General features: G+C 57.8%; 27 protein-coding genes. 13 read left to right on the forward strand and 14 right to left on the reverse strand.

The window, feature by feature from the left end; all coding sequences use genetic code 11:
* Positions 1–76: 76 nt before the first annotated feature.
* The 3 genes from WKI41_RS18510 to WKI41_RS18520 all read right to left on the reverse strand — a co-directional run bounded on the left by WKI41_RS18510 (position 77) and on the right by WKI41_RS18520 (position 2,235).
* On the reverse strand, positions 77–712 hold the full coding sequence (locus WKI41_RS18510; RefSeq protein WP_340194940.1) for a class I SAM-dependent methyltransferase: 636 nt from the start codon (positions 710–712) through the stop codon (positions 77–79).
* Positions 696–1,523: a class D beta-lactamase gene (gene blaOXA / locus WKI41_RS18515; RefSeq protein WP_425341072.1), complete on the reverse strand. Its 828-nt coding sequence runs from the start codon at positions 1,521–1,523 to the stop codon at positions 696–698. The genes WKI41_RS18510 and blaOXA overlap by 17 nt, the downstream gene beginning before the upstream one ends.
* Positions 1,524–1,755: 232 nt before the next feature.
* On the reverse strand, positions 1,756–2,235 hold the full coding sequence (locus WKI41_RS18520) for a YcgN family cysteine cluster protein (RefSeq protein WP_340194942.1): 480 nt from the start codon (positions 2,233–2,235) through the stop codon (positions 1,756–1,758).
* A 183-nt stretch (positions 2,236–2,418) separates the two neighbouring features.
* Between WKI41_RS18520 and WKI41_RS18525 the strand changes: the two genes are divergently transcribed.
* The gene (locus WKI41_RS18525) at positions 2,419–4,596 is read left to right on the forward strand and encodes a PBP1A family penicillin-binding protein (RefSeq protein WP_340194943.1); all 2,178 of its coding nucleotides are present in this window, start codon (positions 2,419–2,421) and stop codon (positions 4,594–4,596) included.
* A gap of 13 nt (positions 4,597–4,609) precedes the next feature.
* Here the strand turns inward: WKI41_RS18525 and WKI41_RS18530 are convergent, their stop codons facing one another.
* Entirely contained in the window at positions 4,610–5,782 is a 1,173-nt protein-coding gene (locus WKI41_RS18530; protein WP_340194944.1) for an MFS transporter, read from the reverse strand.
* 267 nt (positions 5,783–6,049) lie between these two features.
* Between WKI41_RS18530 and WKI41_RS18535 the strand changes: the two genes are divergently transcribed.
* Positions 6,050–6,481: a DUF2231 domain-containing protein gene (locus WKI41_RS18535; protein ID WP_340194945.1), complete on the forward strand. Its 432-nt coding sequence runs from the start codon at positions 6,050–6,052 to the stop codon at positions 6,479–6,481.
* 2 nt (positions 6,482–6,483) lie between these two features.
* On the forward strand, positions 6,484–7,989 hold the full coding sequence (locus WKI41_RS18540) for a PQQ-dependent sugar dehydrogenase (protein ID WP_425341073.1): 1,506 nt from the start codon (positions 6,484–6,486) through the stop codon (positions 7,987–7,989).
* A gap of 69 nt (positions 7,990–8,058) precedes the next feature.
* On the opposite strand, the gene WKI41_RS18545 is transcribed toward WKI41_RS18540, so the two are convergent.
* A complete protein-coding gene (locus WKI41_RS18545; RefSeq protein WP_340194947.1) occupies positions 8,059–8,493 on the reverse strand; it encodes a DUF1801 domain-containing protein in 435 nt (144 codons plus the stop codon).
* A gap of 254 nt (positions 8,494–8,747) precedes the next feature.
* Here WKI41_RS18545 and WKI41_RS18550 point away from each other — a divergent pair, with 254 nt between their 5' ends.
* The 3 genes from WKI41_RS18550 (at position 8,748) to WKI41_RS18560 (ending at position 10,496) form a co-directional block, all read left to right on the forward strand.
* The gene (locus tag WKI41_RS18550; RefSeq protein ID WP_425341067.1) at positions 8,748–9,083 is read left to right on the forward strand and encodes a hypothetical protein; all 336 of its coding nucleotides are present in this window, start codon (positions 8,748–8,750) and stop codon (positions 9,081–9,083) included.
* A 281-nt stretch (positions 9,084–9,364) separates the two neighbouring features.
* Positions 9,365–9,952 carry a DUF1214 domain-containing protein gene (locus WKI41_RS18555; RefSeq protein WP_340194948.1) on the forward strand — a complete coding sequence of 196 codons (588 nt, stop codon included), beginning with the start codon at positions 9,365–9,367 and terminating at the stop codon, positions 9,950–9,952.
* Positions 9,945–10,496: a DUF1254 domain-containing protein gene (locus WKI41_RS18560; RefSeq protein WP_340194949.1), complete on the forward strand. Its 552-nt coding sequence runs from the start codon at positions 9,945–9,947 to the stop codon at positions 10,494–10,496. Before WKI41_RS18555 ends, WKI41_RS18560 begins: the two co-directional genes overlap by 8 nt.
* 33 nt (positions 10,497–10,529) lie before the next feature.
* Here WKI41_RS18560 and WKI41_RS18565 read toward each other — a convergent pair whose 3' ends face one another.
* Positions 10,530–10,730 carry a hypothetical protein gene (locus WKI41_RS18565; protein ID WP_340194950.1) on the reverse strand — a complete coding sequence of 67 codons (201 nt, stop codon included), beginning with the start codon at positions 10,728–10,730 and terminating at the stop codon, positions 10,530–10,532.
* 639 nt (positions 10,731–11,369) lie between these two features.
* Between WKI41_RS18565 and WKI41_RS18570 the strand changes: the two genes are divergently transcribed.
* Positions 11,370–12,287: a DUF2336 domain-containing protein gene (locus tag WKI41_RS18570; RefSeq protein WP_340194951.1), complete on the forward strand. Its 918-nt coding sequence runs from the start codon at positions 11,370–11,372 to the stop codon at positions 12,285–12,287.
* A 37-nt stretch (positions 12,288–12,324) separates the two neighbouring features.
* Here WKI41_RS18570 and WKI41_RS18575 read toward each other — a convergent pair whose 3' ends face one another.
* The 3 genes from WKI41_RS18575 to WKI41_RS18585 form a co-directional block, all read right to left on the reverse strand.
* Positions 12,325–12,666 carry a DUF1491 family protein gene (locus WKI41_RS18575; RefSeq protein WP_340194952.1) on the reverse strand — a complete coding sequence of 114 codons (342 nt, stop codon included), beginning with the start codon at positions 12,664–12,666 and terminating at the stop codon, positions 12,325–12,327.
* A 197-nt stretch (positions 12,667–12,863) separates the two neighbouring features.
* Positions 12,864–13,820 (reverse strand): peptidoglycan-binding domain-containing protein, encoded by a 957-nt coding sequence (locus WKI41_RS18580; RefSeq protein ID WP_340194953.1) that lies wholly within the window; start codon positions 13,818–13,820, stop codon positions 12,864–12,866.
* Complete coding sequence (locus tag WKI41_RS18585; RefSeq protein WP_340195027.1) at positions 13,792–15,315, reverse strand: sensor histidine kinase; 1,524 nt, start codon at positions 15,313–15,315, stop codon at positions 13,792–13,794. The genes WKI41_RS18580 and WKI41_RS18585 overlap by 29 nt, the downstream gene beginning before the upstream one ends.
* 489 nt (positions 15,316–15,804) lie before the next feature.
* Between WKI41_RS18585 and WKI41_RS18590 the strand changes: the two genes are divergently transcribed.
* Together WKI41_RS18590 and WKI41_RS18595 are read left to right on the forward strand one after the other, a co-directional pair.
* On the forward strand, positions 15,805–16,215 hold the full coding sequence (locus WKI41_RS18590) for a DUF5330 domain-containing protein (protein ID WP_340194954.1): 411 nt from the start codon (positions 15,805–15,807) through the stop codon (positions 16,213–16,215).
* Positions 16,216–16,436: 221 nt separating this feature from the next.
* The gene (locus tag WKI41_RS18595) at positions 16,437–16,853 is read left to right on the forward strand and encodes a SufE family protein (protein WP_340194955.1); all 417 of its coding nucleotides are present in this window, start codon (positions 16,437–16,439) and stop codon (positions 16,851–16,853) included.
* A 36-nt stretch (positions 16,854–16,889) separates the two neighbouring features.
* Here the strand turns inward: WKI41_RS18595 and WKI41_RS18600 are convergent, their stop codons facing one another.
* Positions 16,890–17,291 (reverse strand): DUF930 domain-containing protein, encoded by a 402-nt coding sequence (locus WKI41_RS18600; RefSeq protein WP_340194956.1) that lies wholly within the window; start codon positions 17,289–17,291, stop codon positions 16,890–16,892.
* A gap of 231 nt (positions 17,292–17,522) precedes the next feature.
* On the opposite strand from WKI41_RS18600, the gene WKI41_RS18605 reads away from it, so the two are divergent.
* The 3 genes from WKI41_RS18605 to WKI41_RS18615 are packed head-to-tail and all read left to right on the forward strand — an operon-like array spanning position 17,523 to position 20,192.
* A complete protein-coding gene (locus WKI41_RS18605) occupies positions 17,523–19,622 on the forward strand; it encodes a S9 family peptidase (RefSeq protein WP_340194957.1) in 2,100 nt (699 codons plus the stop codon).
* A gap of 31 nt (positions 19,623–19,653) precedes the next feature.
* Positions 19,654–19,896, forward strand: coding sequence for a hypothetical protein (locus WKI41_RS18610; protein WP_340194958.1), 243 nt, complete (start codon positions 19,654–19,656; stop codon positions 19,894–19,896).
* 8 nt (positions 19,897–19,904) lie between these two features.
* Complete coding sequence (locus WKI41_RS18615) at positions 19,905–20,192, forward strand: hypothetical protein (protein WP_340194959.1); 288 nt, start codon at positions 19,905–19,907, stop codon at positions 20,190–20,192.
* A gap of 95 nt (positions 20,193–20,287) precedes the next feature.
* Here the strand turns inward: WKI41_RS18615 and dmeF are convergent, their stop codons facing one another.
* From dmeF to WKI41_RS18630, 3 genes are all read right to left on the reverse strand, one after another.
* Positions 20,288–21,337, reverse strand: a complete 1,050-nt coding sequence (dmeF, locus tag WKI41_RS18620) for a CDF family Co(II)/Ni(II) efflux transporter DmeF (protein WP_425341068.1) — start codon at positions 21,335–21,337, stop codon at positions 20,288–20,290.
* A gap of 7 nt (positions 21,338–21,344) precedes the next feature.
* Positions 21,345–21,617 carry a Ni(II)/Co(II)-sensing transcriptional repressor DmeR gene (dmeR, locus tag WKI41_RS18625; RefSeq protein ID WP_113262088.1) on the reverse strand — a complete coding sequence of 91 codons (273 nt, stop codon included), beginning with the start codon at positions 21,615–21,617 and terminating at the stop codon, positions 21,345–21,347.
* A gap of 109 nt (positions 21,618–21,726) precedes the next feature.
* Positions 21,727–22,491: a sulfite exporter TauE/SafE family protein gene (locus WKI41_RS18630; protein WP_340194961.1), complete on the reverse strand. Its 765-nt coding sequence runs from the start codon at positions 22,489–22,491 to the stop codon at positions 21,727–21,729.
* Positions 22,492–22,651: 160 nt separating this feature from the next.
* On the opposite strand from WKI41_RS18630, the gene WKI41_RS18635 reads away from it, so the two are divergent.
* Complete coding sequence (locus WKI41_RS18635; RefSeq protein ID WP_340195028.1) at positions 22,652–23,065, forward strand: MerR family transcriptional regulator; 414 nt, start codon at positions 22,652–22,654, stop codon at positions 23,063–23,065.
* A 57-nt stretch (positions 23,066–23,122) separates the two neighbouring features.
* Here the strand turns inward: WKI41_RS18635 and WKI41_RS18640 are convergent, their stop codons facing one another.
* Complete coding sequence (locus WKI41_RS18640; protein WP_340194962.1) at positions 23,123–23,671, reverse strand: YbhB/YbcL family Raf kinase inhibitor-like protein; 549 nt, start codon at positions 23,669–23,671, stop codon at positions 23,123–23,125.
* Positions 23,672–23,728 lie beyond the last annotated feature (57 nt).

A 23,728-nucleotide genomic window follows, 5' to 3' on the forward strand; every position in this document is an offset into this window, starting at 1 on the left:
GGGAGGAAATTGCATTTTATGGCAAGTGCGCCAAGACCGGCGCCGCGATCCAGGCGCACGCTCTTCGCGAGAAAAGCTAACCGCCGCTACGTCTTGCCAAATAGACCGTCGCCCCACCACAGCTCTGGTCGTCGATCGCATGTGCGATGATTTGAAACCCACCGCCAGCGAGGATCAACCGATACTCCTCAAAGGCCAGGCTAGCATGATAGAGCGGCTGACCACAGAAAAGGCCAAGCGTTTCGTGACGGTCGGGGCCCGCGGTAAACAGCAGGACAGCCTCTGCCGCTGCAAGACGCATGCAGGTCTTGAGAACACGTTGCTGGTTGTCTGGCGTCAGGTGAAAAAGGCTGTGCCAGACGATCAGACCATCAAAGCACTTGTCCGAACTCATATCGCGCATGTCACCGACATGCCATTGATGGTTGGGAAAGCGCTCACGGCAAAGCGCGATTAGTGAGGATGAGCCGTCGATACCGGTCACCTCATGGCCGCCTTCGATGCAGTAGCGCGCGATGGGTTCACCGCCTCCACAGCCGATGTCCAGTATCGATGCCTTCAGCGGCAAATATCCCAGAAACGTGTCGAGCCAAGCTTTCTCGATCAGCGCGCGGCTGCGCGATCGATCGAATTCTGCCGCATGTCTCTGATACAGCGCGACCACGTTCTTTGCCGCGTAGACGACATGATCGCTTCTACCGGTGGGTGGCATAGCGCTGAATATCGCGCAGGAACTCGCCGCGGACGACCTCACCCATTGGCTGCTCCGAGGGCTTGTCGCCAACGCGCAGGCGAACGAAGACAATGTGCTGTCCTTCTCGTTCGGCCCAGCCGACGAACCAACCGAAGGGCCGGTTCGGATCGGGCTTGCCGTCCGGCCCCTTCATGTTGCCGGTACCGGTCGTACCATGGGCACTCCAAGCTTCCGCACCATCGAAGACCGGAACGATGGCCTTGGTCTTGTTCTGCGCATCGCGCGCGAATGGCAGATTATTGGCCAAGAGCCTACGCATGAAACCAACCTGCTCGACAGGTGAGATTTCGAGTGAGGTGCCGACCCAGGAATCGGTCAGCCCATTATCCTTGCCAGCTTCTCCGGCTACATCTCCATTGCCATAACCGAGACGGCGAACATAGGAGGTGAATTTATCCTTACCGAGACGGCTGGTGATTTCGCGCGAATACCAACGGATCGACTCCTTCTGCCAAGTCGTAGGATCAACCGTCTTGCGCTCCTGCGGAGTGGCTTCCATGCCTTTTTGCCAGTCCCAGGCGGGATTAAACTCGTCCTGAAGAATTCCGGCGTCATAACCGATCAGAGCCAAGGGGACTTTGAACGTGGAGCCGGGTGAAACGCGTCTATCGCACGCGCCTTGCTGGTTGATGACGGCACCGGTTTCCACCGAGGTAACCAGGGTGCACTCAAAAGGCTGCACGGCTTGCGCGCGCGCTGGTGCAGCACCCGCTGCAAGCAAGCAGATCGGCACAATAAGCGCCAAAGCGCGACGTGATCTTCCAGTTATGCCCTTCACGCTTGAAGCCCTGGTTTTTGTCGCATCCCGCCGTCGCAAGACAGTGTCACATGTTTGCGCTGACTGTGCTTTTGACTTGGGCGCATGCATGGTCCTTGATTGGCCGGCCAATTATAGAAGCCGGAAATGGATATCAGAAAAGTAAGCTGGCGGGATACAGGCGTGATGCGGCAGGAATAGGACGACATTTTGCCAGAGGCGGAGCCAGCGCTCTGGTTTCCGTTCAACGCGGTTTTTGTGCCTCCGGCCTCTCGCCGACGGTCAGCGGCCAATCCACCACATAATCCTCGAAGTCGTCTACCTTGACGTCCTTCTCGTTGACCGTGCGGCCACGTGCCGAGATGCCGGCAACATGCACTGTTTCGGGATCGCCGGAGACCAGATGGTGCCACCAGTAGAGATCCTGTCCGTCGCGCACCAGCGCGTAAGCACAGGTCGGCGGCAGCCAGCCGATCTCATCGACCAGCTTCAGATCGAGTTGGATGCAATCGGGCACGGTGGCGCGGCGGTTTTCGTAATCCGAACAGCGACAGCTGGTGCCATCGAGGAGCTGGCAGGCAACGGAGGTGAAGACCACTTCGCCCGTATCCCAGTCCTCCAGCTTGTTGAGACAGCAAAGGCCGCAGCCATCGCACAGGCTCTCCCATTCGCTGTTACTCATTTGCGCCAGCGATTTGGTTTTCCAGAACGGCGCGTCACTCATCGTTAAGATTTCCGTTTCATTTTGCGTCTTCGGGCATCAAATAGGAAAGCCCGTTTTGTCGTATCGCCATGGGCTGGATTATAAGATAATTCTTAAATCCGGCGGAGTGGTGGTGAGGAATGACCCGCGCAAGGTAACCGCGTCAAGCGTTCACTCGCCACATCGAACAGGAATACGTTTCAGGTGCAGGAAGACAACAACAAGAAACCGGCGCGCCGCAAACGCCATATTCTGCTTCGCATCGATTCCTGGATCGATTCGAGCCTGTGGACAGCCGCATCCCGCGCATTTGATTTCTGGGAAGAGGTGACGATCGCCTCTCGCAAACTGCATGTGCGCGGCTGGAAGAAATTCCTCGTCAACATGACCTGCAACGCGCTGACCGTCGGCACAGCCGGTTCAGTTGTCATGCTGGCGCTTGCTCTTCCCGCCTTCGAGGAAACCAAAAAGGATTGGCGCTATCGCGGCGACTTTGCCGTGACGTTCCTCGATCGCTACGGAAACACCATCGGCCATCGCGGCATCATTCACGAGGATTCGGTTCCGATCGACCAGATGCCGGACCACTTCATCAAGGCGGTTCTGGCGACCGAAGACAGGCGCTTCTTCGACCATTTCGGCATAGACTTTATCGGGCTTGCCCGTGCGATGAGCGAGAATGCCCGCGCCGGCGGCGTGGTCCAGGGCGGCTCGACGCTGACGCAGCAGCTTGCCAAGAACCTGTTCCTCACTAACGAACGCTCTTTGGAACGCAAGATCAAGGAAGCCTTCCTGGCATTGTGGCTGGAAGCCAACATGTCGAAGAAGGAAATCCTCGCGCTCTATCTCGACCGCGCCTATATGGGCGGCGGCACTTTTGGCGCGGCAGCAGCGGCACAGTTCTATTTCGGCAAGAACCTCACCGATGTAACGCTGTCGGAATCCGCCATCCTCGCCGGTTTGTTCAAGGCCCCGGCTAAATACGCGCCGCATGTTAACCTGCCGGCCGCACGTGCGCGCGCCAACACGGTTCTCTCCAACCTCGTCCAAGGCGGATTGATGACTGAAGGTCAGGTCGTCGGCGCGCGCCGCAACCCAGCAACCGTCATCGATCGTGAGGAGGTCCAAGCCCCCGATTACTTCCTCGACTGGGCTTTTGACGAGGTGCAGCGTCTGGCCAAGGACGGCAAGATCAAGGATCACACGGTGGTGGTTCGTACCACCATCGATACAGGGCTCCAGCAAGCCGCAGAACAGGCCATGGAAGGTAGCCTTCGCGAGTTCGGCGAAGGCTACAAGGTCAAGCAAGGCGCGATGGTGATGATCGAAAATGGCGGCGGCATCCGCGCCATGGTCGGCGGCCGTGATTATGGCGAAAGCCAGTTCAACCGCGCAACAGCCGCCCTTCGCCAGCCGGGCTCGTCCTTCAAGGTCTACACCTACTCCGCCGCCATGGAAAAAGGCTACAAGCCGGAGACGCTGATTTCCGATGCGCCTGTCACCTGGCGTGGCTGGTCGCCGCAGAATTACGGGCGCTCTTACGCTGGCAAGGTGACGTTGCAGACAGCGCTGGCAAAATCCTACAACACGGTACCGGTGCGTCTTGCCAAGGATGTGCTGGGCACGCAGATCATCGTCGACACGGCCAAGGCCATGGGCGTCGCGACACCGCTTCGCAGCGACAAGACCATTCCGCTCGGCACCTCTGAGCTCACCGTGCTGGACCAAGCGACCGGATATGCCGTCTTCCCCGCTAATGGGATGCAATCGCGCCGCCACGGGATCGAGCAGGTTCTCGATTACGAAGGCAAGGTGCTCTACGATTTCGATCGCGACGAACCGCCGGCCCACCGCGTGCTGTCGGAAGAGGCGACGTCGAAGATGAACCGCATGCTGGTGACTATTCCAGTGGAAGGTACCGCCCGGCGCGGCGCGCTTGACAATGGCATCGTCTCCGGCGGCAAGACGGGAACGTCGCAGGCCTATCGCGACGCCTGGTATGTCGGCTTCACCGGCAACTACACGACGGCCGTTTGGTTCGGTAACGATGACTTCACGTCGATGAACAACATGACCGGTGGCGCCCTACCCGCGATGACCTTCAAGCGGCTGATGGACTATGCCCATCAGGGCATGGAGTTGCGCCCCATTCCCGGCATCCAGAACCCGCTACCGACAGGCTCACGTCCACAACCCGCCGCCAATGGAGCGCAGATAGCCTCCGCCGATGCCAACCCACTTCCAGCCCTCACCCGCCCTCGCTCGCTTTCAGCAGAAGCCACCCGCGTTCTTCGCGCGGTAGGCCAACAGCTGAAGGACGCTTCCGCGCCGACTCTTTCGCCGCAGAAGGTGGCTGATGTTGGTGACGGGGTTAAACGTTGAAAGACTGACGCCTTCAGGCAACCAACCCGCGTTGGCGGTTCTTGAAATGGCCAAGCGCCAGCAATGAGCACAGCGCCGCTGCACTGCACACCACCATCAGCAAGAGCATGGCGGAGGGGCCAGCAGATGCCATGAGGCCCGACAGAAGCGGCGGTGCCGTCGCATTCACCAAGCTCATAGGCAAGGTGATCACCGACATAGCAGGGGCATAGTCGGATCTCTCATAAAACTCCAAAGGCATTGTAGCCCGTGCCACGGCAAAAGCGCCGCTGCCAATACCGAAAATGACCATGTAGGCAAAGATGGCACCGCTGCTGGGGCCAAACACCACAGGTATCAGCATGGCAGCAGGGATCATGGCTCCTGATACAATTCCAGTCCAGATCGCGTTCCATCTCTGGCCTCCCATCACGTCAATCAGCCGCCCGCCAACCTTGAGAACACCCATGAAGGAGGCCAAGCCAACCGCCAAAGTCAGATCAGCACCCAGCGCCTTGAACAACTCTATGCCGACTGATTCCATTCCCAGGGTGACAAAACTGTTCAACGAGATGGCGGCGACGAGAAACCAGAGAATGTGACCTCTACGGTTTTTAGTTCTGCCGGAAACTGGTGATGCAGAGGTGCTTCTGACATCCGGAAGGATCAAGACGAGCAAGGGAAGGACTAGCAAAAGCATGCCGCCCCCATAGATTTGCGTTACACCGCGCCAACCGAGGATGTGATCAAGCCATGCCGTCAGCGGCCAGAATGCGCTGCCCGCAAGGCCCGTTACCAACATTAATGACCCGATCATGCCCCGCGCGCTCTCGCCTGCGAACTCCGCGAGATAGGCATAGGCGGACATTGTTAAAAACATAGCGCCACCAACTCCTATGGCGCACCAGCATGCCAGGTAGGCCGCGACCGAGTGGACGATTGCCATTGCAGCAAAGGCGACACCGATCACGCTTGCACCGCATAGCATGACGTGTTTCACCCCCAATTTCTCAAAAGCTTTTCCCACGACAGGCGCAGACAGGCCCATCACCGCATACATCGCCGTCACACCCATGAACGCCGTCGCTAGGTCGACCTGAAGATCTTCGGCGATGAAGGATGCCAACACCGGCAGGACGCCAACAACGCCCCATCCGGCGACTTGCGTGATAGCTAGAATGATAAAAACAAGGCGGCGCGATCGCATTATTGCATGCTAATGCGGTTGCCTGTCAGACATGTAACAGGGATTTGACATCCTCATTTGGACGATCGCTACGCAAGTGGAATTACGTGAACGTTCGTCGCACCGAAATCAAGAGCCGCAGTCAACCAAGCCGTTCGGCGCGTCAGCAAGCTCGCCTGCCAAAAGAGCTGCAACCAAACGCCCTCTCCAATCGTTTGCCAAAGCACAAAAGCGCCCAATGCCAACCAGCACCAAGGCGCTCCCTTCAATACCGGTTGGAGCCAAGACATGAGTGATGCATCCCACGGGGAAGCTTCCGCCTATCCTTTCCAGTTGCTGTTCGTGCCTTTTCCCTTTGTCTGCTTCTCGCTGGCTCTCGGAACGGACATTGCCTATTGGCGCACAGCCAATCTGATGTGGTCGAATTTCTCGTCGTGGCTCTTGTTTGCGGGATTGGTTGCAGGTGGTGTGGCAATTCTCGCCGGTCTCATTGATCTGTTACGCAGGCGCACGCGGCCTATGCGCCCGTCCTTCGTCTCCATCATCCTTTTTATCGTGATGCTGATCCTCGCTTTCATCAACAGCCTCGTCCATGCCGGCGACGGCTGGACGGCTGTAGTGCCTTACGGGTTGCTACTTTCCGCCATCACCTTCGTGGTGTCGCTGATGGCTGTTTCCGCCTCCTCCCGCAAATATGCCCGTCTGGCTTGGAGAGTATGATGATGGTTTCCCGCACTCTCGCTCCAGCCCTTCTGCTTGCAAGCGTCGCCTTCATCCTGCCGGCTTGCAGCGAGCAAAACGACAATTTCGATATTTCCCAGCAGATCGGCCCGGACCCTGTTCTTCCCGAGCCCTCCATGAGCCTCATCCCCGATTTGAAGGTCGCGGAGGTGGTGGGCTGGAAGGACGGCGAAACGCCGACGGTGCCGGAGGGCTTGAAGATCTCCGTGTACCAGAAGGATCTCGTCAATCCGCGAACCGTCCACACGCTGCCAAATGGCGATGTTCTGGTCGTGCAGTCGCGTGCGCCGGAGGGCGGACAGTCTTCGTCTCGTCCAAAAGACATCATTCGCGGCTTCATCATGTCGATAGCACATGGCGACACAGGTGGCCCGCCGAAAGAAAGCAACATCATCACACTGCTGCGCGACACCAATCGTGACGGCACCGTCGATGAGCGCCACGACCTTCTGAAGAAGCTCGACTCGCCGTTCGGCGTCGCTTTTGCTGACAACACGCTCTATGTTGCGACATCGAACGAAATCCTGGCCTATCCATACCAGCTCGATCAGACCGAGATTACTGCCGAACCGCGTGTGTTGACTCAGCTTCCCGGAGGCCCGATCAACCATCACTGGACGAAGGATCTGGCGTTGAGCCCCGACGGCAAGTTCCTCTATGCCTCTGTCGGTTCGAACTCCAACATCACCGAAAATGGGCTGGAAGCCGAAAAGAACCGCGCCTCTATCCTGCAGGTCGATCGGCAATCGGGAGCGTGGAAGCTGTTTGCGTCCGGCTTGCGCAATCCCAACGGTCTTACCTTCAACCCCGAGAGCAAAGAGCTCTGGGCCGTTATCAACGAGCGCGACGAACTCGGCCCGAACCTCGTGCCGGACTACATGACATCGGTGAAGGAAGGCGGCTTTTATGGCTGGCCATGGAGCTATTACGGCAACCATGTGGATGATCGCGTGCATCCTCTCCGGCCTGATATGGTGGAAAAGGCGATCAAACCCGACTATGCGCTCTCCAGCCATGTCGCAGCACTCGGCCTCACCTTCTCGCTGAATTCCGCTCTTCCCACACCGTACCAGAACGGTGCCTTCATCGGCGAACATGGAAGCTGGAACCGTACGGCCTTCAACGGCTACCGCGTGACCTTCGTGCCTTTCGAAAATGGCAAGCCGGTTGGCAAAACGCAGGACGTGGTCACCGGGTTCATTCAAGGCGACAAGGCCCGCGGACGTCCCGTCGGCGTCGGCATCGATGGCACCGGCGCATTGCTGGTCGCGGACGATGCGGGCAACACCGTCTGGCGCGTCGCAGCGGCGGATGGCACTGTTACACCGACACCGATTGCGACCGACGATGTCTCTGGCGGATCTACGGGCGCTGTCCAACCGGCCCAGCCGGCAGCCCCCGCGGCACCAGCTCAACCGGCACAGCCAGCCACGCCGGCATCGCCTGCAGCTCCGGCCTCGCCGGCGCAACCCGCTCCGGCGAATTGAGCAATACCGACTATGAGAACTGGCCGGCGATCTAACGGATTGCCGGCCTTTTTACGTGGACCGATTCGCTTAACGCGCCGCCACCTTGGCGTCGTTTAACGCGATTGCCGAGCGGATCAGCGCGGCCAGGGCATCGTGATCGATCTCTTCACCTTCACGAATGTCGATGGCCCGGCGCGTCCCTCCGTCAAGCGAGGCATTAAACAGACCTGCGGGATCATCGAGCGACGCGCCGTGGGCGAACGTCATCTTGACGATAGAGCGATAGGTCTCCCCGGTGCAGATGATGCCGTTGCATGTCCAGACCGGCACGCCGCGCCACTTCCAATCTTCCTCGACACGCGGATCTGCGCCACGAACAACCGACCTGATCCTCGAAAGCACCTGCCCGCGCCAGTCCGCTAACTCGGCAATCCGCCCGTCGATCAGCCGAGAGGCCGGAGAGCCTTCCTCATCCTCTTTCGAAGCGGTGCCCTCGAAGTCGGCAGCGTCCGTATGAAGCACGTATAATCCTCCACTGGCAGTTTTGCGTTGGCGAATCTTAGCACATCTATGCGGCACTTGAACTTCGGAAAATACTGAAACACGACACAGTCAGCACACGAAAAAAGAGTGTAAATTCTTGAGGTTCCTCCAATGCCAAAAAAAGTCCCTGCCTTGAGCACGAAAGGTCATTCCGGCCGGCGCGAGCGACTTGAATATATCCGAGGAAGGTGCGCAACTGAATGCGAGGGACATCTCATCTAGGGGAAACTATTTTGGCGAAACTCAATCCAATTCTTGCTGCGCTGGCAGTGTTCATCTGTGCGTCTGCCACTGCGCAGGCCGAAGACCTGACCTTCACCCTGAAAAACGGCACGAAGTCCGTCCTGACGCGCTTCTACACGTCACCGGTTGGCGTCAACGAGTGGGAAGACGACGTCTTCGGCGAACAGGTTCTGGAGCCTGGCGAAAGCATCGACATCACCATCGCAGACGGCCGCTCGGTGTGTCGCTACGACATGCGCTTCGAGTTCGAAGAAGGCTCCAATCTCGACACAACGCAGGACAGACAGGACCTCTGCAAACTCGGCTCCTACACGATCCACGAATAAGACACATTCTGACAGCTGCTGATCCGTCAGCGCGTCGGCGACAGGGCCGATTGTGGGGTGTCGCGCGCAGACCGTGCGTGACACCTTTTTCAATGCATACAGAAACATTCGCTTGCCCTAGCCGTCAGTAAAGCGGGTGATCCTTATGTAAGACCTCTTGCCTGAGCGCATATCTTACAATGGGAATATTCCGGTAGAGGCCACCCCATCCTTCATGCGGGGCATTTCCCCGAGTCGGAATCAGTGCTAACCGTGACGCTGCTCCAAATCGGGAAAGCAGTGTGTTTCGAGTTCCGTTTCTTGTCGCCATCTCGCTCGTCATCGCCTTTGGCGGTGGCATTGCCTCCACGCTCGTGGCGCTGGACGCCACATCCGGTTTTGGGTCCATCAAGATCGGCGCTTGGGATGCGTTTCCTGAATCGCAGACGATCGAGGCAGACCCATATGCCAAGGCGCACCGCGCAGATGCCGGCAAGCTTCTCTATGGAACAGCTGAAGGCTTGGCCTTCACCGCGGCCAATGACAGCAGCGGTCAACGCTTGACCGGTCAGTGCCGATACACCCTAACCGGCAACTTGCCCCCTGCCCGCTTCTGGACGCTCTATGTTGCCGATCAGCAGGGCAACCTGCTGGATGACGGCTCCGGACGGCCGATCGCATTGAATTCCCGAAACTTGTTGCATGGACCCGAAGGGGGGGTCTCCATCACGCTCGCTTCGACAGCAACGCCGTTCAACTGGCTCGCCGTGCCGGCAAATGGCAGTTTCAAGCTGGTGTTGACGCTACTCGATACCCCAATTGCTGGCAGTGCCGGCCTGATCGACATTACCATGCCAGCCATCAACAAGACGGATTGCAGCAATGCTTAGGCTCGTTCTGGCAATCTTTACGGGCCTCGTGGGTGCGGCGGTGCTTCACCTCGTCATCCTGTTCTCGATCCCGCACTTCTCCAACCGCGATGCCTATACGCGCGCGGAATTTCAGGCAGTGCCCAATCGTTTTCATCTCGTCGATAAGGATGGTCATCGCAAAGGTGGACTGGGGAGCGAGGACCCGTTCATGCGTGTTGCCGTTTGCACCTACAATGTCGAAGAAAAGCCGGTCAGGCTTTCGGCTTTCGGCGCCGTGCCCTTCTGGTCGATTGCAATCTTCGACAGCGCATCCAACGAGATTTTCAGCATGAATGACCGCACCTCGGCTGGCGGGGAACTGGATATTCTGATTTCCAGTCCGGAGCAAAGCGGCGCCATTCGTAAGGCGCAAGTTCAGGCGCTGTCGAAATCGATTTTGGTGGAAGCAGGTCGCAACGAGGGCTATGCCGTTTTGCGAACGATGGTACCGCAGGCGAGCTTCCTGGAGGAGGCAGAGCGGTTTCTCGGAGAGGCTACATGCGAGCCTGCGCCGCTAAAGTAAGCGTGCGCTCATCAGTCGCCATGCAAAGAATGTTCAGGAATTGAGAGCGGCTTCTGAAGTAGCCGCGGCGCTCACCTTGCGTTTGCGCGTCTTTGTCTTCTCCGCAAAGTCGTAACGCTCGTAGCGTACGCCCGTAAAAAACAGCAATTGCGCCGGGCCAGCTGAAATAGCGTTGGCCTCGGTGGTTTTTTGAGGACGGCGTGTTGCCGCCGATATCGAAATAATGTCTGCCATTGCCATCTCCTTTCACAGGCACGACGGATGTTGTTGACCGGATCGCGATGTATGACGTTGCATGCGACGATCCAGCATCGGGAAGCGCCATATCGAGCTTTTCAGCAAAAATTTCTTTTTGATCTGCGTGCCGAAGTCTTGGGGACGGCGGCATCAAGCCGATATGGAATGCCAGTACCACTACATTGGGTATCACCAGTCCACAGACTGGGCATTAGCCGGTGGTTGGACGCGTCGTCCGCCCTGACAGGCTGGTTCTCATCTAGACCCTAGCACCGAATCTCGGGCTTGCCCACGACATTAGAATCATCAGGAGGTTAAACAAAGGTTAATACTAATATGCCGCTTGCGGGCCGTCCTCCGATTATGAAGTCCATTACGCCCTAACCACTGTGGACACGAGATAAACGTCAAAGATGGGCTTGAGGTTCCATAGCGATCAGAAATCCTTTCGTTAACAAAATAGCTGTGAATAGGCCGAAAATTCTCCTTGGCCACGTCCGTGGTTAACAGGGCGTCAACGCATTCGTTATAGTTTGAGCGCTCCTGTAGTTTTGCGTCTGGTTGGGTATTGCGTTGACAGACCGTTTTCGAGAACTGGAACGGCCGAGGGCCGAGAGGAAGAAGGACGTGGTATTGATGGCGACCGTCTCGAGTTTCGAAGGCTTGCCTCACCCGTCAAAATCAGAGTTGCGGCAATTCGCGGAGCTGTTTCTCCCGCTCTTTTCGGCCTCTACGGCTGAAGCGAAGAGAGAGGCGATTGCAGCACTGTCGCAAAACCCGAACGTGCCGTCGGCCGTTGCATTCTTTATCGCCAGTCAGCCAATCTCGCTGTCTGCGCCCTTTCTCGTCTCCTCGAAAGCACTGGATGACGAGACGCTGATTGCGATTGCGCGCACGCAAGGGGCAGCTCATGCCCGGGCAATCGTGCGACGCGAAGACCTGTCTCCCACTGTGGTCGATGCCTTGGTGGGCTTGCGCCACTCCCGCCATGCTAACAGTGCGACGCATGAAGAGCTTCATACATCCGCGCACCAATCAGCACAGACCGAAAGCGAGGCGCGTGCCGAGCGTGAGGAGAAGCTGCGTAGGCAGTTGCGCACGATGGCACGTCAGATGCATCGCCCTGCCGGCGACACGCTTGGTGTCCGCCGACTGACCGATGTGCAGGAAGCGCTGCTTGTTCGCTTTGCCCGCGAGCGCGACGCAAGCCGTTTTGCCGCCACGCTCTCGGACTCGCTGTCTGCAAGCCATTGGCTATCGGAGCGCATCCTCCTCGATATCTCCGGTCGGCAACTGGCAACGACTCTTGTCGGCATCGGCATGGATACCGACGACGCCATCTTCATCCTGGAATGCTTCTACCCGCACATGCGCCAACTCGTCGGCGAGATCAGCCGTGCCGAATCCATGCTGGATTCGCTGGAGACTGCCGAATGCGAAGAGCGGATCGAAAGCTGGCGACGGGCCGATCGCTACACGACGAGTGCAGGCAGCGAAGCAGGTGAACGACGTGAGCGGCCGGTCGATACACACAAGCTGGTCGTGCGCCGTTAAGATGGGTCGCCGGTTGCGGTAGATCGCAACGGTCCTTTTACCCCACAATGGTGAACAGGTCGCCGACGTTCTCTGTTTCGAGCTCGACTACCCAGAGATCACCATCAAAACGGCGTTCCTTCTCTAGAAGCGTGTCCACCTCCTGCGCTTGCGCCTGTGTCAGGCGCCGTTCGAAGCGACGTTCGGCGCGGATCTCCTCGTTATCCGCAAAGCTCTGCGGCGCGGGACCGTAGAGATTTTCGCAACCCTCGCGCAGTCGTTGACGGATGAAGATCGCACCCGCCTCCTCTGCCCCCTTGCGTTCGATAGCGGCAAAATCACCGTTGGCGAACACACGGCGTAGAAGGGCGGAAACATAGATTTCGGATTTGAGGCGCATGAGATGCTTATAAGGCCGGACGGATAAGGAGGCTATGCTCTTGTGAACAGCAACACTTGCTCCAGCCGATACGCGCGAGACCGTGAAGCGACGGGAGAAGTCTTAACGAATTGAGCATCTTGGCCACCCTCCTTCGCGTCTTGAATCAGAAACGATGAGAGATCGCCAAAAGTCTCAGTTGCAGATTCAATTGTGGGTCACAAGGCCCCGATAGATTTCAACTTTTTCAGAACCGCATCACTCGGCTCGCCTGTCTCGGGCAGACGATAGTGCTTTTCGAAATTGCGGATGGCCTGACGGGTCTGTTCGCCAGCAACGCCATCTACCTTCACATCGGCATAGGCGATATTGACGAGCCCCTGCTGTATCTTGGAAACGAGATCCTTGCCGACCGGCTTTGCACCACTTTCGGACGTGAGGGACACATTCTGCGCCTTCGGCGGATGCACCTCCGCATTGCGAATGGCGGCTGCGACGGGGTCGATTGCCACGCCGCCACCATTCGCAGCCGCGGGCCGGTCCTTCGGCAGGGCTTTAGGAATGGCAGCGACCGTTGTCGCGCTATCGATCTTCAGAGCCGAAAGGATACGGCTTGTCGGCTCACCCGTCTGCTCCATGCCGACAGTCTCTTCGAAAAACAAAATTGCTGCCGTCGTACGTGGACCTGTCAAGCCATCGGCAGGACCATCGTAGAGGCCGCGCCGCGCGAGTTCGCGCTGGATTTCTGCGACAAGTTCGGACGGCGGATGGCTGCTGGCAGGCTGTGCCTGACCAGCAGCCGCTGTTGTTGCCTGACCTGCGGGAGGTTGTGCCGCAGTCTGCTGCGTGGGTTCTGGAACGTCCGTCTGGCGCTCAATCCGGAACGTCGTGACATTGCCGTGCTGGCCGAGCGTCGAGGTCATGCGATAACCGGCGATGCCGTTCGGATCTTCCTCATCACGGGTGCGCAGGAACGGAGATGGATGGTGACCAGGTTGATACCAAAGAGCATTGGCAGCGACGAAGCCGAAGACGATGAGGAACGCGGTGGAGCCGCCAACAAGTTTGGGATGGCTGAGAATTTGCTCACCCAGCGCGCGCGCGGCCACGGACAGCAATCCCGGCTCCTTTCGGACCGTCTTTTTCCTAGGCGATTTTCGCTTTGGCGCGGCCATCCGCAGTATCCTTCCTCTTCATCATGTCGGCGCCACCCGCCGTCTCTTTCAGGCGCGGTGGAAATTCCACCGGCGCATCGGGGTCTTCAGAGCTGCCGAGCGGCTGGCCGGAGCCATCCGCTGGCATTAGTATGGTGACGACCGTTCCTTCGCCCGGCTTGCTGGTGATGACAAGACTTCCGCCATGCAATTCCACAAGCCCTTTGACGAGCGACAGTCCAAGCCCCGTGCCCTCATAGCGACGAGTGTAATCATTCTGAACCTGCATGAACGGGCGGCCTAAAAGTTCGATCTTGTCAGCGGCAATGCCGATGCCGGTATCGCTTACCGTCAGTTTGAGCATCTCGCCCTGCTTAGCGGCATCAATCACCACCACACCACCGGATTCGGTAAACTTGATGGCATTGCTGGCGAGATTGATCAGAACCTGCTGGATGGCGCGCTGATCGGCAACGACTTCGCTCAGATCGCGCTGGATGCGGCTCGTCAGCGTCAAGCCCTTCTGCTTTGCCTGAAGGCCGAGCATGCCTTCGCAGGATGCGATGACATCGCCGATGCGGAAAGGCTCCATCATCAACTCGTAGCGCCCGGCCTCAAGCTTGCTCATGTCCAGCATGGTGTTGACCACCGACAGAAGGTGACCGCCCGACTGGCGGATGAGCTTGACATATTCGCGCTGTCGATCGTTCTCCAGCTTGCCGAAATATTCTCCAGCGAGGATGTCGGAAAAGCCCAGAATGGCATTGAGAGGGGTGCGCAACTCATGGCTGACGGCTGCGAGAAAACGCGACTTCGCCTCCGTTGCTGTCTCGGCCTCGGTTGTTCTGCGTGTCGCTTCCCGCCGCAAGGCTTCCATTTCGCTGACATCGATAAGCTGTCCGATGACGCGGACCAGGCGGCCGAGCTGATCCCGCTCTGCGGTCATATCCATGCGGGCATAGACGAACTGGATCTGCCGATTGACGGACGCCGTCTCGAAGCGCAGGTCGGCACTGGCGTGATCCTCGCCTTGACGGAGCGTATCGAAAGCCTGCATCAGACCGATGCGATCGGAAACATGCACCATCTCGGCAAGGACGTGACCGGCGCAGTTTTGAAGATGAAGCGGAAACTGCCGAAGATCACGACCCGATACCGCGTGAACGACGCCCTGTTCGTTGAAGAACAGCAACATCCCTGGAACCTGTGATGCAGCAAGCTGCTCACGGTGGCTCACGGTGCCCGCAGCCTCGCGCGCGGGCTTATAGACTGTCAGGAGTACGGCGCAGGATGCCAGAAACACCGCGACGACCAGGGCCGCACCGAGCGGCAGCGCGACAGACGCCGGCAGGACAAAGCAGATGATCGCAGGAACGATAAAAAGCGCCACAACAGAGAACGCAACGAGGCGACGCAGAACGGCGATGACCGCGAAGCTTTCGTTGGCATCGTCTTCCATACGCGATAGCCACATGCCTGCGACATGATCGACCAACGCAATCGCTTTTTCCGCTATGTTACGCAATACAAGTACACCGCATTCTAAAAGCAGCAGGCTCGAACCTGCCTTCAAACATGCCCCGACAATAGGGCTCCGCGGCTTAAGGAATGGATAAAAGCAAGCGCGCCACAGCCCCTCCAATCCCTATCAAGTCCCATTTCGAGGCAAATTGGGCGCCCTTTGTCGGTTATGGTTAATGGCGCGTAAGCAGAGGATTTTCTTGTATTTTTTCGGCAACGTTAAGATTTAAGGCAGGTGCCTGCGGCGTCAGCCCCTGCATTTGCGAGACGCTGCCGCAATTATGCTTAACATCGATTGCTAAAATCCAAGAGAAGGCCACAATCGTCGTGGGCAGAGGGAACAAGTCGCTAAAATTTGAATTAAATCACGCGGTTTTTTGCAAAGGGGTATTGGTCTGTTGGCTCTAGGGTGTCTGCAAGCCCGAACAACAGGGCAACAGTGGATGATCCGAAAAGGGCGCCGGTCAAACAGGGTAGTCTTGCAATGTGGTTTCTGATCAAGGGAACGATCTGGTTTTCGCTGGTGCTGGTCGCACTGTCCTACTTTGGTGGCAACAACACCGATAGCCAGAACTCGCAGATGAATGTCGCCGGCGCTGTTTCCGCAGCCAGCGAAGCCTACCGTTATGTCAGTGCAATCTGCGTCGAAAAACCTGACGTCTGCGTCAAGGGTGCAGAAACCTTTCATGCACTTGGAGAGCGGGCTCGCGAAGGCGCCAAGGTTGCCTACGAGTTGATCGACTCCCATCTGAACGCGGCCGATGAACCCAAGGTCGCCACTGCTAGCGCGCCCGCGACCAAAGTCGAAACTGTCACGGTCAGCGACGACATCAAGACCGGAACCATCAAGGTCGAGAACACCATTCCTCTGCCGCAGAAGCGCCCCGCGCTCTGACGATAGATGAGGCTTTCAAGTCTCGCTCCAAGCCAAACGAATTCGAGAGACCTTGCACACACCCCTTGCGGCCATCCCGCTATAGATGCGCCGCCTGACTGCCCAACTCCTGATGCCCTGCCCGAAGCTCGTGCTTCGCCGCAGGGCTTTTTTCTTGGTGCAACGGTTCAATTTTCGTCGCCATTGCCCTATATCGGGGCGGTAACATGGATGGCAGGCAAATGGCTTCTCTCGACAAGATCATGGACGACTTCTCCTTCCTCGACGACTGGGAGGATCGCTACCGCTACGTGATTGAACTGGGGAAGGAATTGCCGGATCTGGCGGACGAGAAAAAGACCGCGGAGAACAAGGTTCAGGGCTGTGCCAGCCAAGTGTGGGTCGTGAGCCACAGCGATGGTGGGTCGGATCCCGTCTTGACCTTCGAGGGTGATTCGGACGCGCATATCGTCCGCGGTCTGGTGGCAATCGTTCTTGCCACCTATTCCGGCAAAAAGGCCTCGGAAATAGCCGCACTCGACGCCATCGAAGTGTTCGGCAAGATCGGCCTGGTGGAGCATCTCTCCTCCCAGCGCGCCAATGGCCTTCGCTCGATGGTCAATCGTATTCGCGAGGAAGCACGGTTGCTCGCGGCCTGACTCAAGCGGTCAAAGCCGCCGCACGCTTCGTCTTTCTCAGTCGTAGAGGTAGTGCTTCGCCCATTGCGATTCCGGCACCTTGTCGCCCACCTTGTAATCGAAGTTGCGGATGCCGAGCGTTGAGGGTGCCACTTGGCACTTGTATTTGAGGCGATACCACTCACCAGCGCTGCGGAAGACGGCGCCTGAGGCCTTGATCGAATCCTTGGCAACATCGGGGTCGCCGAAGGCATAAGCAATAACCTTATCGGGCTTCATGCCTTTCTGTTCCTTGGCAATCCGCTCCATCGCCTCGATATCGCAGCGCTGCTCCAGCCGCTCCTCGGGCGCGAGTTGGTTCAACTGTCTCAAGACATTTGCATCGATGGCGTAGGACGGAAGCGAGAAGGAGAGGAAGGAAAAGGCGGTCAAAAGGGCGATCGTTAGAGGCTTTTGCATCGGATTCTATGAGGCTTTCTCAAGTCTTCTTGTCAGTCTTCGGCGGGAACCGCCTGCTGCATCTCCTAGAAGCAACAGGCCTTGGTGTCGTCTACCGCCAGAATGTGATCGAAACCCGACCAAAATGTGCCCTGCTGATATTCCATCGGGGACAATCAAACTTGATAGCGCCGCAGGGGCGCTTTACATCATGAAAACGCAGAGTGATTTTCTTATGAAAGCGAGTTTGTCTTGACCATTTTCAAGAACCTGCCCACCCCGCCCCATGCGCAGAAGAAGGCAGTGAGCGATACGCATCACGGCATTACACGCACGGATGATTATGCCTGGTTGCGGGCGGATAACTGGCAGGCGATGTTCAAAGACCCGTCGCTGCTCGACCCTGCAATCCGCGCGCATCTGGAGGCCGAGAACGCCTATATGGACGCGGCGATGGCAGATACTAAGTCGCTGCAGGCAAAGCTCTTCGAGGAAATGAAGGGCCGCATCAAGCAGGACGACTCTTCTGTTCCGGTCAATGATGGACCTTACGCCTATGGCACGCTTTTCGTGACTGGCGGCGAGCAGCCGCATTACTTCCGCACACCACGCGATGGCGGCGACAAGCATGTGCTGCTGAACGGCGACAAGGAAGCGGAAGGCAAGGACTATTTCCGTCTTGGCGGCCTCGATCAATCCTCCGATCACAGCCGCGGCATCTGGAGCTATGACGACAAGGGCTCGGAATTCTACACGCTGCGCATTCGCGATCTCGCGACCGGCGTTGATCTTGACGACGTGGTGGAAAATACCGGCGGCGGTGGTGCGTGGGCGCCGGACGGCCAGAGCTTCTTCTATACGCTTCAGGACGAAAACCACCGGCCTTCCAAGGTCTTCCACCACATTGTCGGCCAGCCGCAGTCTTCCGATCGGCTGGTCTATGAGGAGAAAGACCCGGGCTTCTTCATGGGCGTCGGCGCCTCGGTTCTCGATGACTTCATCTTCATCGATATCCACGATCACGAGACCAGCGAGTACCGCCTCCTCTCTACCAAGGACCTGATGGCCGAGCCGCAGATCGTGGCCGAGCGAGAGGAAGGCATCGAATATTCGATGACCGAAGGCGGCGACGTCTTCTTCATTCTGACCAATGATGGCGGTGCCAAGGATTTCCGCATCGTCGAAACCCCAGTCGAAGCGCCCGGTAAAGACAATTGGAAAGAGGTCGTACCGCATGAAACAGGTCGTCTCATTCTCTCCGTCGACGCCTATGCCCGCCATCTGATCTGGCTGGAGCGACGCGACGGTCTGCCGCGCATCATCATCCGAGACCGGTCTACCGGTGAAGAACACGCGATTGCCTTTGAGGAAGAGGCGTATTCGCTTGGCCTGCATGGTGCTGCCGAATACGACACCGACGTTATCCGCTTCAGCTATTCGTCCATGACGACGCCGAGTCAGTTGTTCGATTACAATATGGTGACCCGCGAACGTACGCTTCTCAAAACTCAGGAAGTGCCATCCGGCCACAACCCGGATGACTATGTGACGCGACGCGTGATGGCGACATCGCATGATGGCGCGCTGGTGCCGGTGTCACTGCTATACCGCAAGGATACGCCGCTCGACGGTTCTGCTCCCTGCCTGCTTTACGGCTACGGCGCTTATGGCATCACCATTCCCGCTTCGTTCAGCACCAACAACCTCTCGCTTGCCGATCGCGGCTTCATCTATGCGGTCGCGCATATCCGCGGCGGCAAGGACAAGGGGTTCGAATGGTACGAAAACGGCAAGATGGAGCACAAGCAGAACACCTTCAAGGACTTCATCGCTGCCGCCGACCATCTGGTGAAGGAGGGCTTCACATCCTATAGCGGCATCATCGCCGAAGGCGGATCTGCTGGCGGCATGCTGATGGGCGCTGTCGCCAATATGGCGCCGGAAAAATTTGCCGGCATCATCGCAGCCGTTCCCTTCGTCGACGTGCTGACAACTATGCTTGACGATACGCTGCCACTCACACCGCCCGAGTGGCCGGAATGGGGCAACCCACTGGAGTCGGAAGAAGAGTATCAGTGGATTGCCGCTTACTCGCCCTATGACAATGTCGGCGCCAAGCCATACCCGCCTCTCCTGGCGATCTCGGGTCTGACCGACCCGCGCGTGACCTATTGGGAGCCCACCAAGTGGGTGGCGAAACTGCGTGAAAAGACGACCGGCGATGCGCCTATCCTGCTCAAGACCAATATGGCCGCAGGCCATGGTGGCAAGTCCGGTCGCTTCCAACGGCTTGAGGAGATCGCCTTCGAATATGCCTTCGCTCTGAAAGTAGCGGGCAAAGCCCAAGTGTAAGGCGATTCAAGCCATATTAGGGAGATAGGCGGTGCGTTTTGGCGCATCGCTGATTCTGCCCGGCTTCAACGTGATTCCCCGCGTGATGCAGGCTCAAAGGCGCTTGTTCGCCAAAGAATCGGCATTTGCGGGGTTTTTGTTATTTTGCAAGCCCCTAAAATGCGAAAACGAAGCAGGGGTTTACCCCCTGTCAAGCACTGTCAGCCCTTCCGAACGATATGCGGCAAGTTTCGCGCAAGCTTCACCGGTTAAAAAACTATTAACAGCTTGGTGAGGCTAACGATGAACATCGATAACAACATTGGCGGAGCGCCCTATCAAAGTCGCTCACAACCTATTGAGAAAGTGCAAACAGAGGCCGCCGTCTCAGAGGTTTCTTCGGCTGCCTTTTCCGGCAGTACCATCTCATTCGTCAACGCCCTTCAAGCAGGCGCGCTGGCGAGCGTGCTCTGGACCGTCAACCGCGACGCGGTGAAAAACGCTGCGCCGGCACCATCATCTACAGTCGCGCTATCCCCTGCGGACGATGCCGATGCGGCGTGGGTGCATCAGGCTTACACGGAACACTGAAACCGCCGGGTTCTCCGGCGGCGCTTTCCCCTGGCGGGCAGCCGTAGCTTTAACGAAGCGCCGAACCCTTCAGATGGACGCGATGACGGTGCTGATCACGCAATACCATTGACCTCGACTGTCACATGCGACAGTTCTTCGATTTTCAAAAGCTTCTCACGATAAACAGCGGCCGATCTTTCGCCTTTCGTGGACAACGACACGATGGCCGCATGGTGGCCTGGGCCAACTTGCCAGACATGCAGGTCGGTAATTTTCTCCTCGCCCGTCTCAACCGCACCGCGGATTTTCGCCAAGAGCGAGCGCTGTTGCGGCATCGCATCCACCAGCACCGCGCCCGTGGTACGCAGGAGACCCCAGGACCAGCGGGCGATGACGACGCCGCCGACAATTCCCATGGCTGGATCTAGAAAGGTCCAACCGTTCCATTTACCCAGCAGAAGCGCGACGATGGCCAACACCGAGGTCAAGGCATCCGCCACAACGTGCAAATAGGCTGCGCGCAGGTTGTTGTCTTTGCTTTCATGGTGCGCGTGGGAGCCATGTGAGCGCAAGCGATGAGCGCGATCGTGGTGATGATCCGTCTCGCCTTCATGAGAATGGTGATGATCGTCGGTGTCATCTTGATGAGCGTGATCTTGCGCGTGATCGTGCGCGTGATGATGTCCATGATGGTGGTGATCATCCTTCAGAAGAAGAGCGCTGACGAGGTTGACGACGAGGCCGACGATCGCGACGATGATCGCCTGGTTGAAGTCGATCTCCACCGGCGAGACGAAGCGCAGAGCGCTCTCCCAGGCAATCAGCAGCGCCACGACACCCAGCACAACCGCACTGGCAAAACCGGCGAGATCGCCGAACTTGCCAGTACCGAAAGTGAAGCGCGGATCATGGGCGTGCTTGCGTGCATAAAGATAGGCAAGCGCCGAAATCAGCATCGCGCCAGCGTGGGTAGACATATGCCAGCCATCGGCAGTCAGGGCCATGGAGCCGAACCAGTGACCGGCTGCTATCTCGACTACCATCATAACGGTGGTCAGAGCGATGACCATCCAGACGCGTCGCTCGTTACGCTCGTGATCGGCCCCTAAGAAAACGTGGCTGTGCGCGCCATCCACGTGGCTGTGTTCCATCGTCGCCATCATCGTCACCTTATCGAATGTAGGTTTTGAGAACCTGCGCCAGCTCTTCCGCGGCCTTGGCGCGTTCCTCGTCATTTTCCGCGTGCAGCACATGTTCGTGCAGATGCTCCTGCATCACTTCGCCCGTCAGACCAGAGAGCGCGCCGCGCACCGAGGCAAGCAACTGCAGGACATCCCCACAGGGCTTGCCGCTTTCAAGCGCACGTTCCACCGCTTCCATTTGCCCCTTCATGCGCCGAATACGCGCCAGAAGCTTATCCTTGTCTCGGATCGTGTGGGACACCTGCTCACTCCTATATAATATAGGGGGGTATACTATATAGCCTCTTGTGAAGCCGCAAGCTTTTCCTCGCTACGAGGGACGAGGCTGATGTCAATGGAGGGATATGGCGTCAGTTCTTCAGGGCATCGAACAACGGCATGCCGATCACCGCAGCAGTCGCGATCATCGCATAGCAGATGCGACGAAAGGTTTTTTCCTCTGCCAATCCAAACATTCTACTGCCAAGCCACACGCCGAGTCCGTAGCTTGGTGCGACCAGAACCACCAACCCGAGGAGCTTCACGGTAATGAGACCGCTCCACAGATAGGCCGTGGCGTTGAGGACCGTGGAAATGGCAAAGTAGAGAATGATATTGGCCCGAACGATGATCGCCGGGACTGCGCCGCCCAGCCAGTAGGCCACGACCGGCGGCCCGCCGATCTGCGCTACGCCGGAAAACACGCCGGCAATGAGACCAACAGTTACGGTCAGAACTGCCTTCGGCTTATTCCGGTAGCGCCAACCGGATATCAAGAGCGACAGCAGCACCACGACGATGACGACGATCGCCCAGCGTATGGTGACGGGATTGAGTGTCATCAAAAGGTGGACACCAAGCGGCACACCAATGATGGCGCCGACCGCCATGGTGAGCACTTCGCGGCGATCCGCACGGCGCACAGCGGCCGGTATCATGCCAATCGTCATCACCCCGTCGACCACGGGAATAAGTGGAACGGCAATCTGCGGCCCCAGCACCGAACTCGCCAGCGGCACAAAGATCAGTGCTGCACCAAAGCCGGAAAAGCCGCGAGCCAGGCCCGCACTCAAGGCGACAAGGACCAGAAACGCCAGAGCGGGAACGGAAAGATCGGTCGATAAGATACTGGGCATGACGATGATGATTGAAGTGAGGCGTTTTCGTCATACTCCATCAGCGCTCGTAAATAGCCAACGCTTTTCTCAAATGTCTGACGGCGACTACGGCAGAACGATTGCGTTCGATTTGGCTCAAACCTATCTCTCTACAAGCTATAGGTATGAGGATGAGGGCATGTATTCTATCGGCGAGTTATCGAAGCGGACCGGCGTGAAAGTCCCGACCATCCGGTATTATGAGCAGATGGGCCTGCTCAACGAGGCGGACCGCTCAGAAGGCAACCAGCGCCGCTATGAGAAGGCTGATCTCGAACGTCTCGCCTTTGTTCGGCACGCCCGAGATCTCGGTCTCAACATAGACGCGATCCGAGAATTGATCGCGCTTAGTCAGCATCGCGAGATGCCGTGCGCGGGTGCGGACCGCATTGCGGCCGATCATCTCGCCACCGTGCGGGAAAAGATCGCCAAGCTAAAGAAGCTGGAACACGAGCTGGAGCGCATCGTCTCACACTGCGACGGGCATTCCATCGAGGACTGCTATGTCATCCGCGCGCTATCAGATCATGGTCTGTGCGATCACGATCATTGAGACGTCATGCCGGGAAAGGACAGTCACCATCGCGAGCGACTGTCCTCTGCTACACCCTTAGCGGTTATAGACCGCTGTGATCTTTGCCGTGGCAAGGGTGTGGGCGCCAATCATAAATCCCGCAAGCGCGTTGCTGGCATTGTCCGGTAGGTCCAGATGCTCCGTGCCAAGCGCATGGACGGTGAAGATGTAGCGATGGACTTCACCCGGCGGTGGGCATGCCCCGCCAAAACCGGCTACACCGTAATCGTTGCGGATTTCCAAGGCGCCTGAGGGGAGTGTCTTCCCGCCGCTTGCGCCAAGTTCGAGCGACATTTGCGAGGCCGGAATATTCACGACGTTCCAGTGCCACCAGCCGGAGCCTGTTGGCGCATCCGGATCGTATGCCGTAATGGCAAAGCTCTTCGTGCCAGCCGGTGCATCAGACCAGGATAGCTGCGGCGACTGATTTCCGCCCTCGCAGCCGAAGCCCTTGAAGACGAAGTTAGGCGCAAGTTGCTGACCCTCGGCAATCGATGCGCTCGACAATTTGAAATCCGCGGCGCTTGCTGTCGTGGCGGTCAGAAGCGCCAGAATGACGCCGGTCGTAATTTTCTTTTTCAGCATTATGAGGTGTCCTTTCCAGACGTTGATCATGCTCAAAGAAATAAACCGGCCAGGAAT

This window comes from Agrobacterium larrymoorei (assembly GCF_037722385.1).
Taxonomy (GTDB): Bacteria; Pseudomonadota; Alphaproteobacteria; order Rhizobiales; family Rhizobiaceae; genus Agrobacterium; species Agrobacterium larrymoorei_C.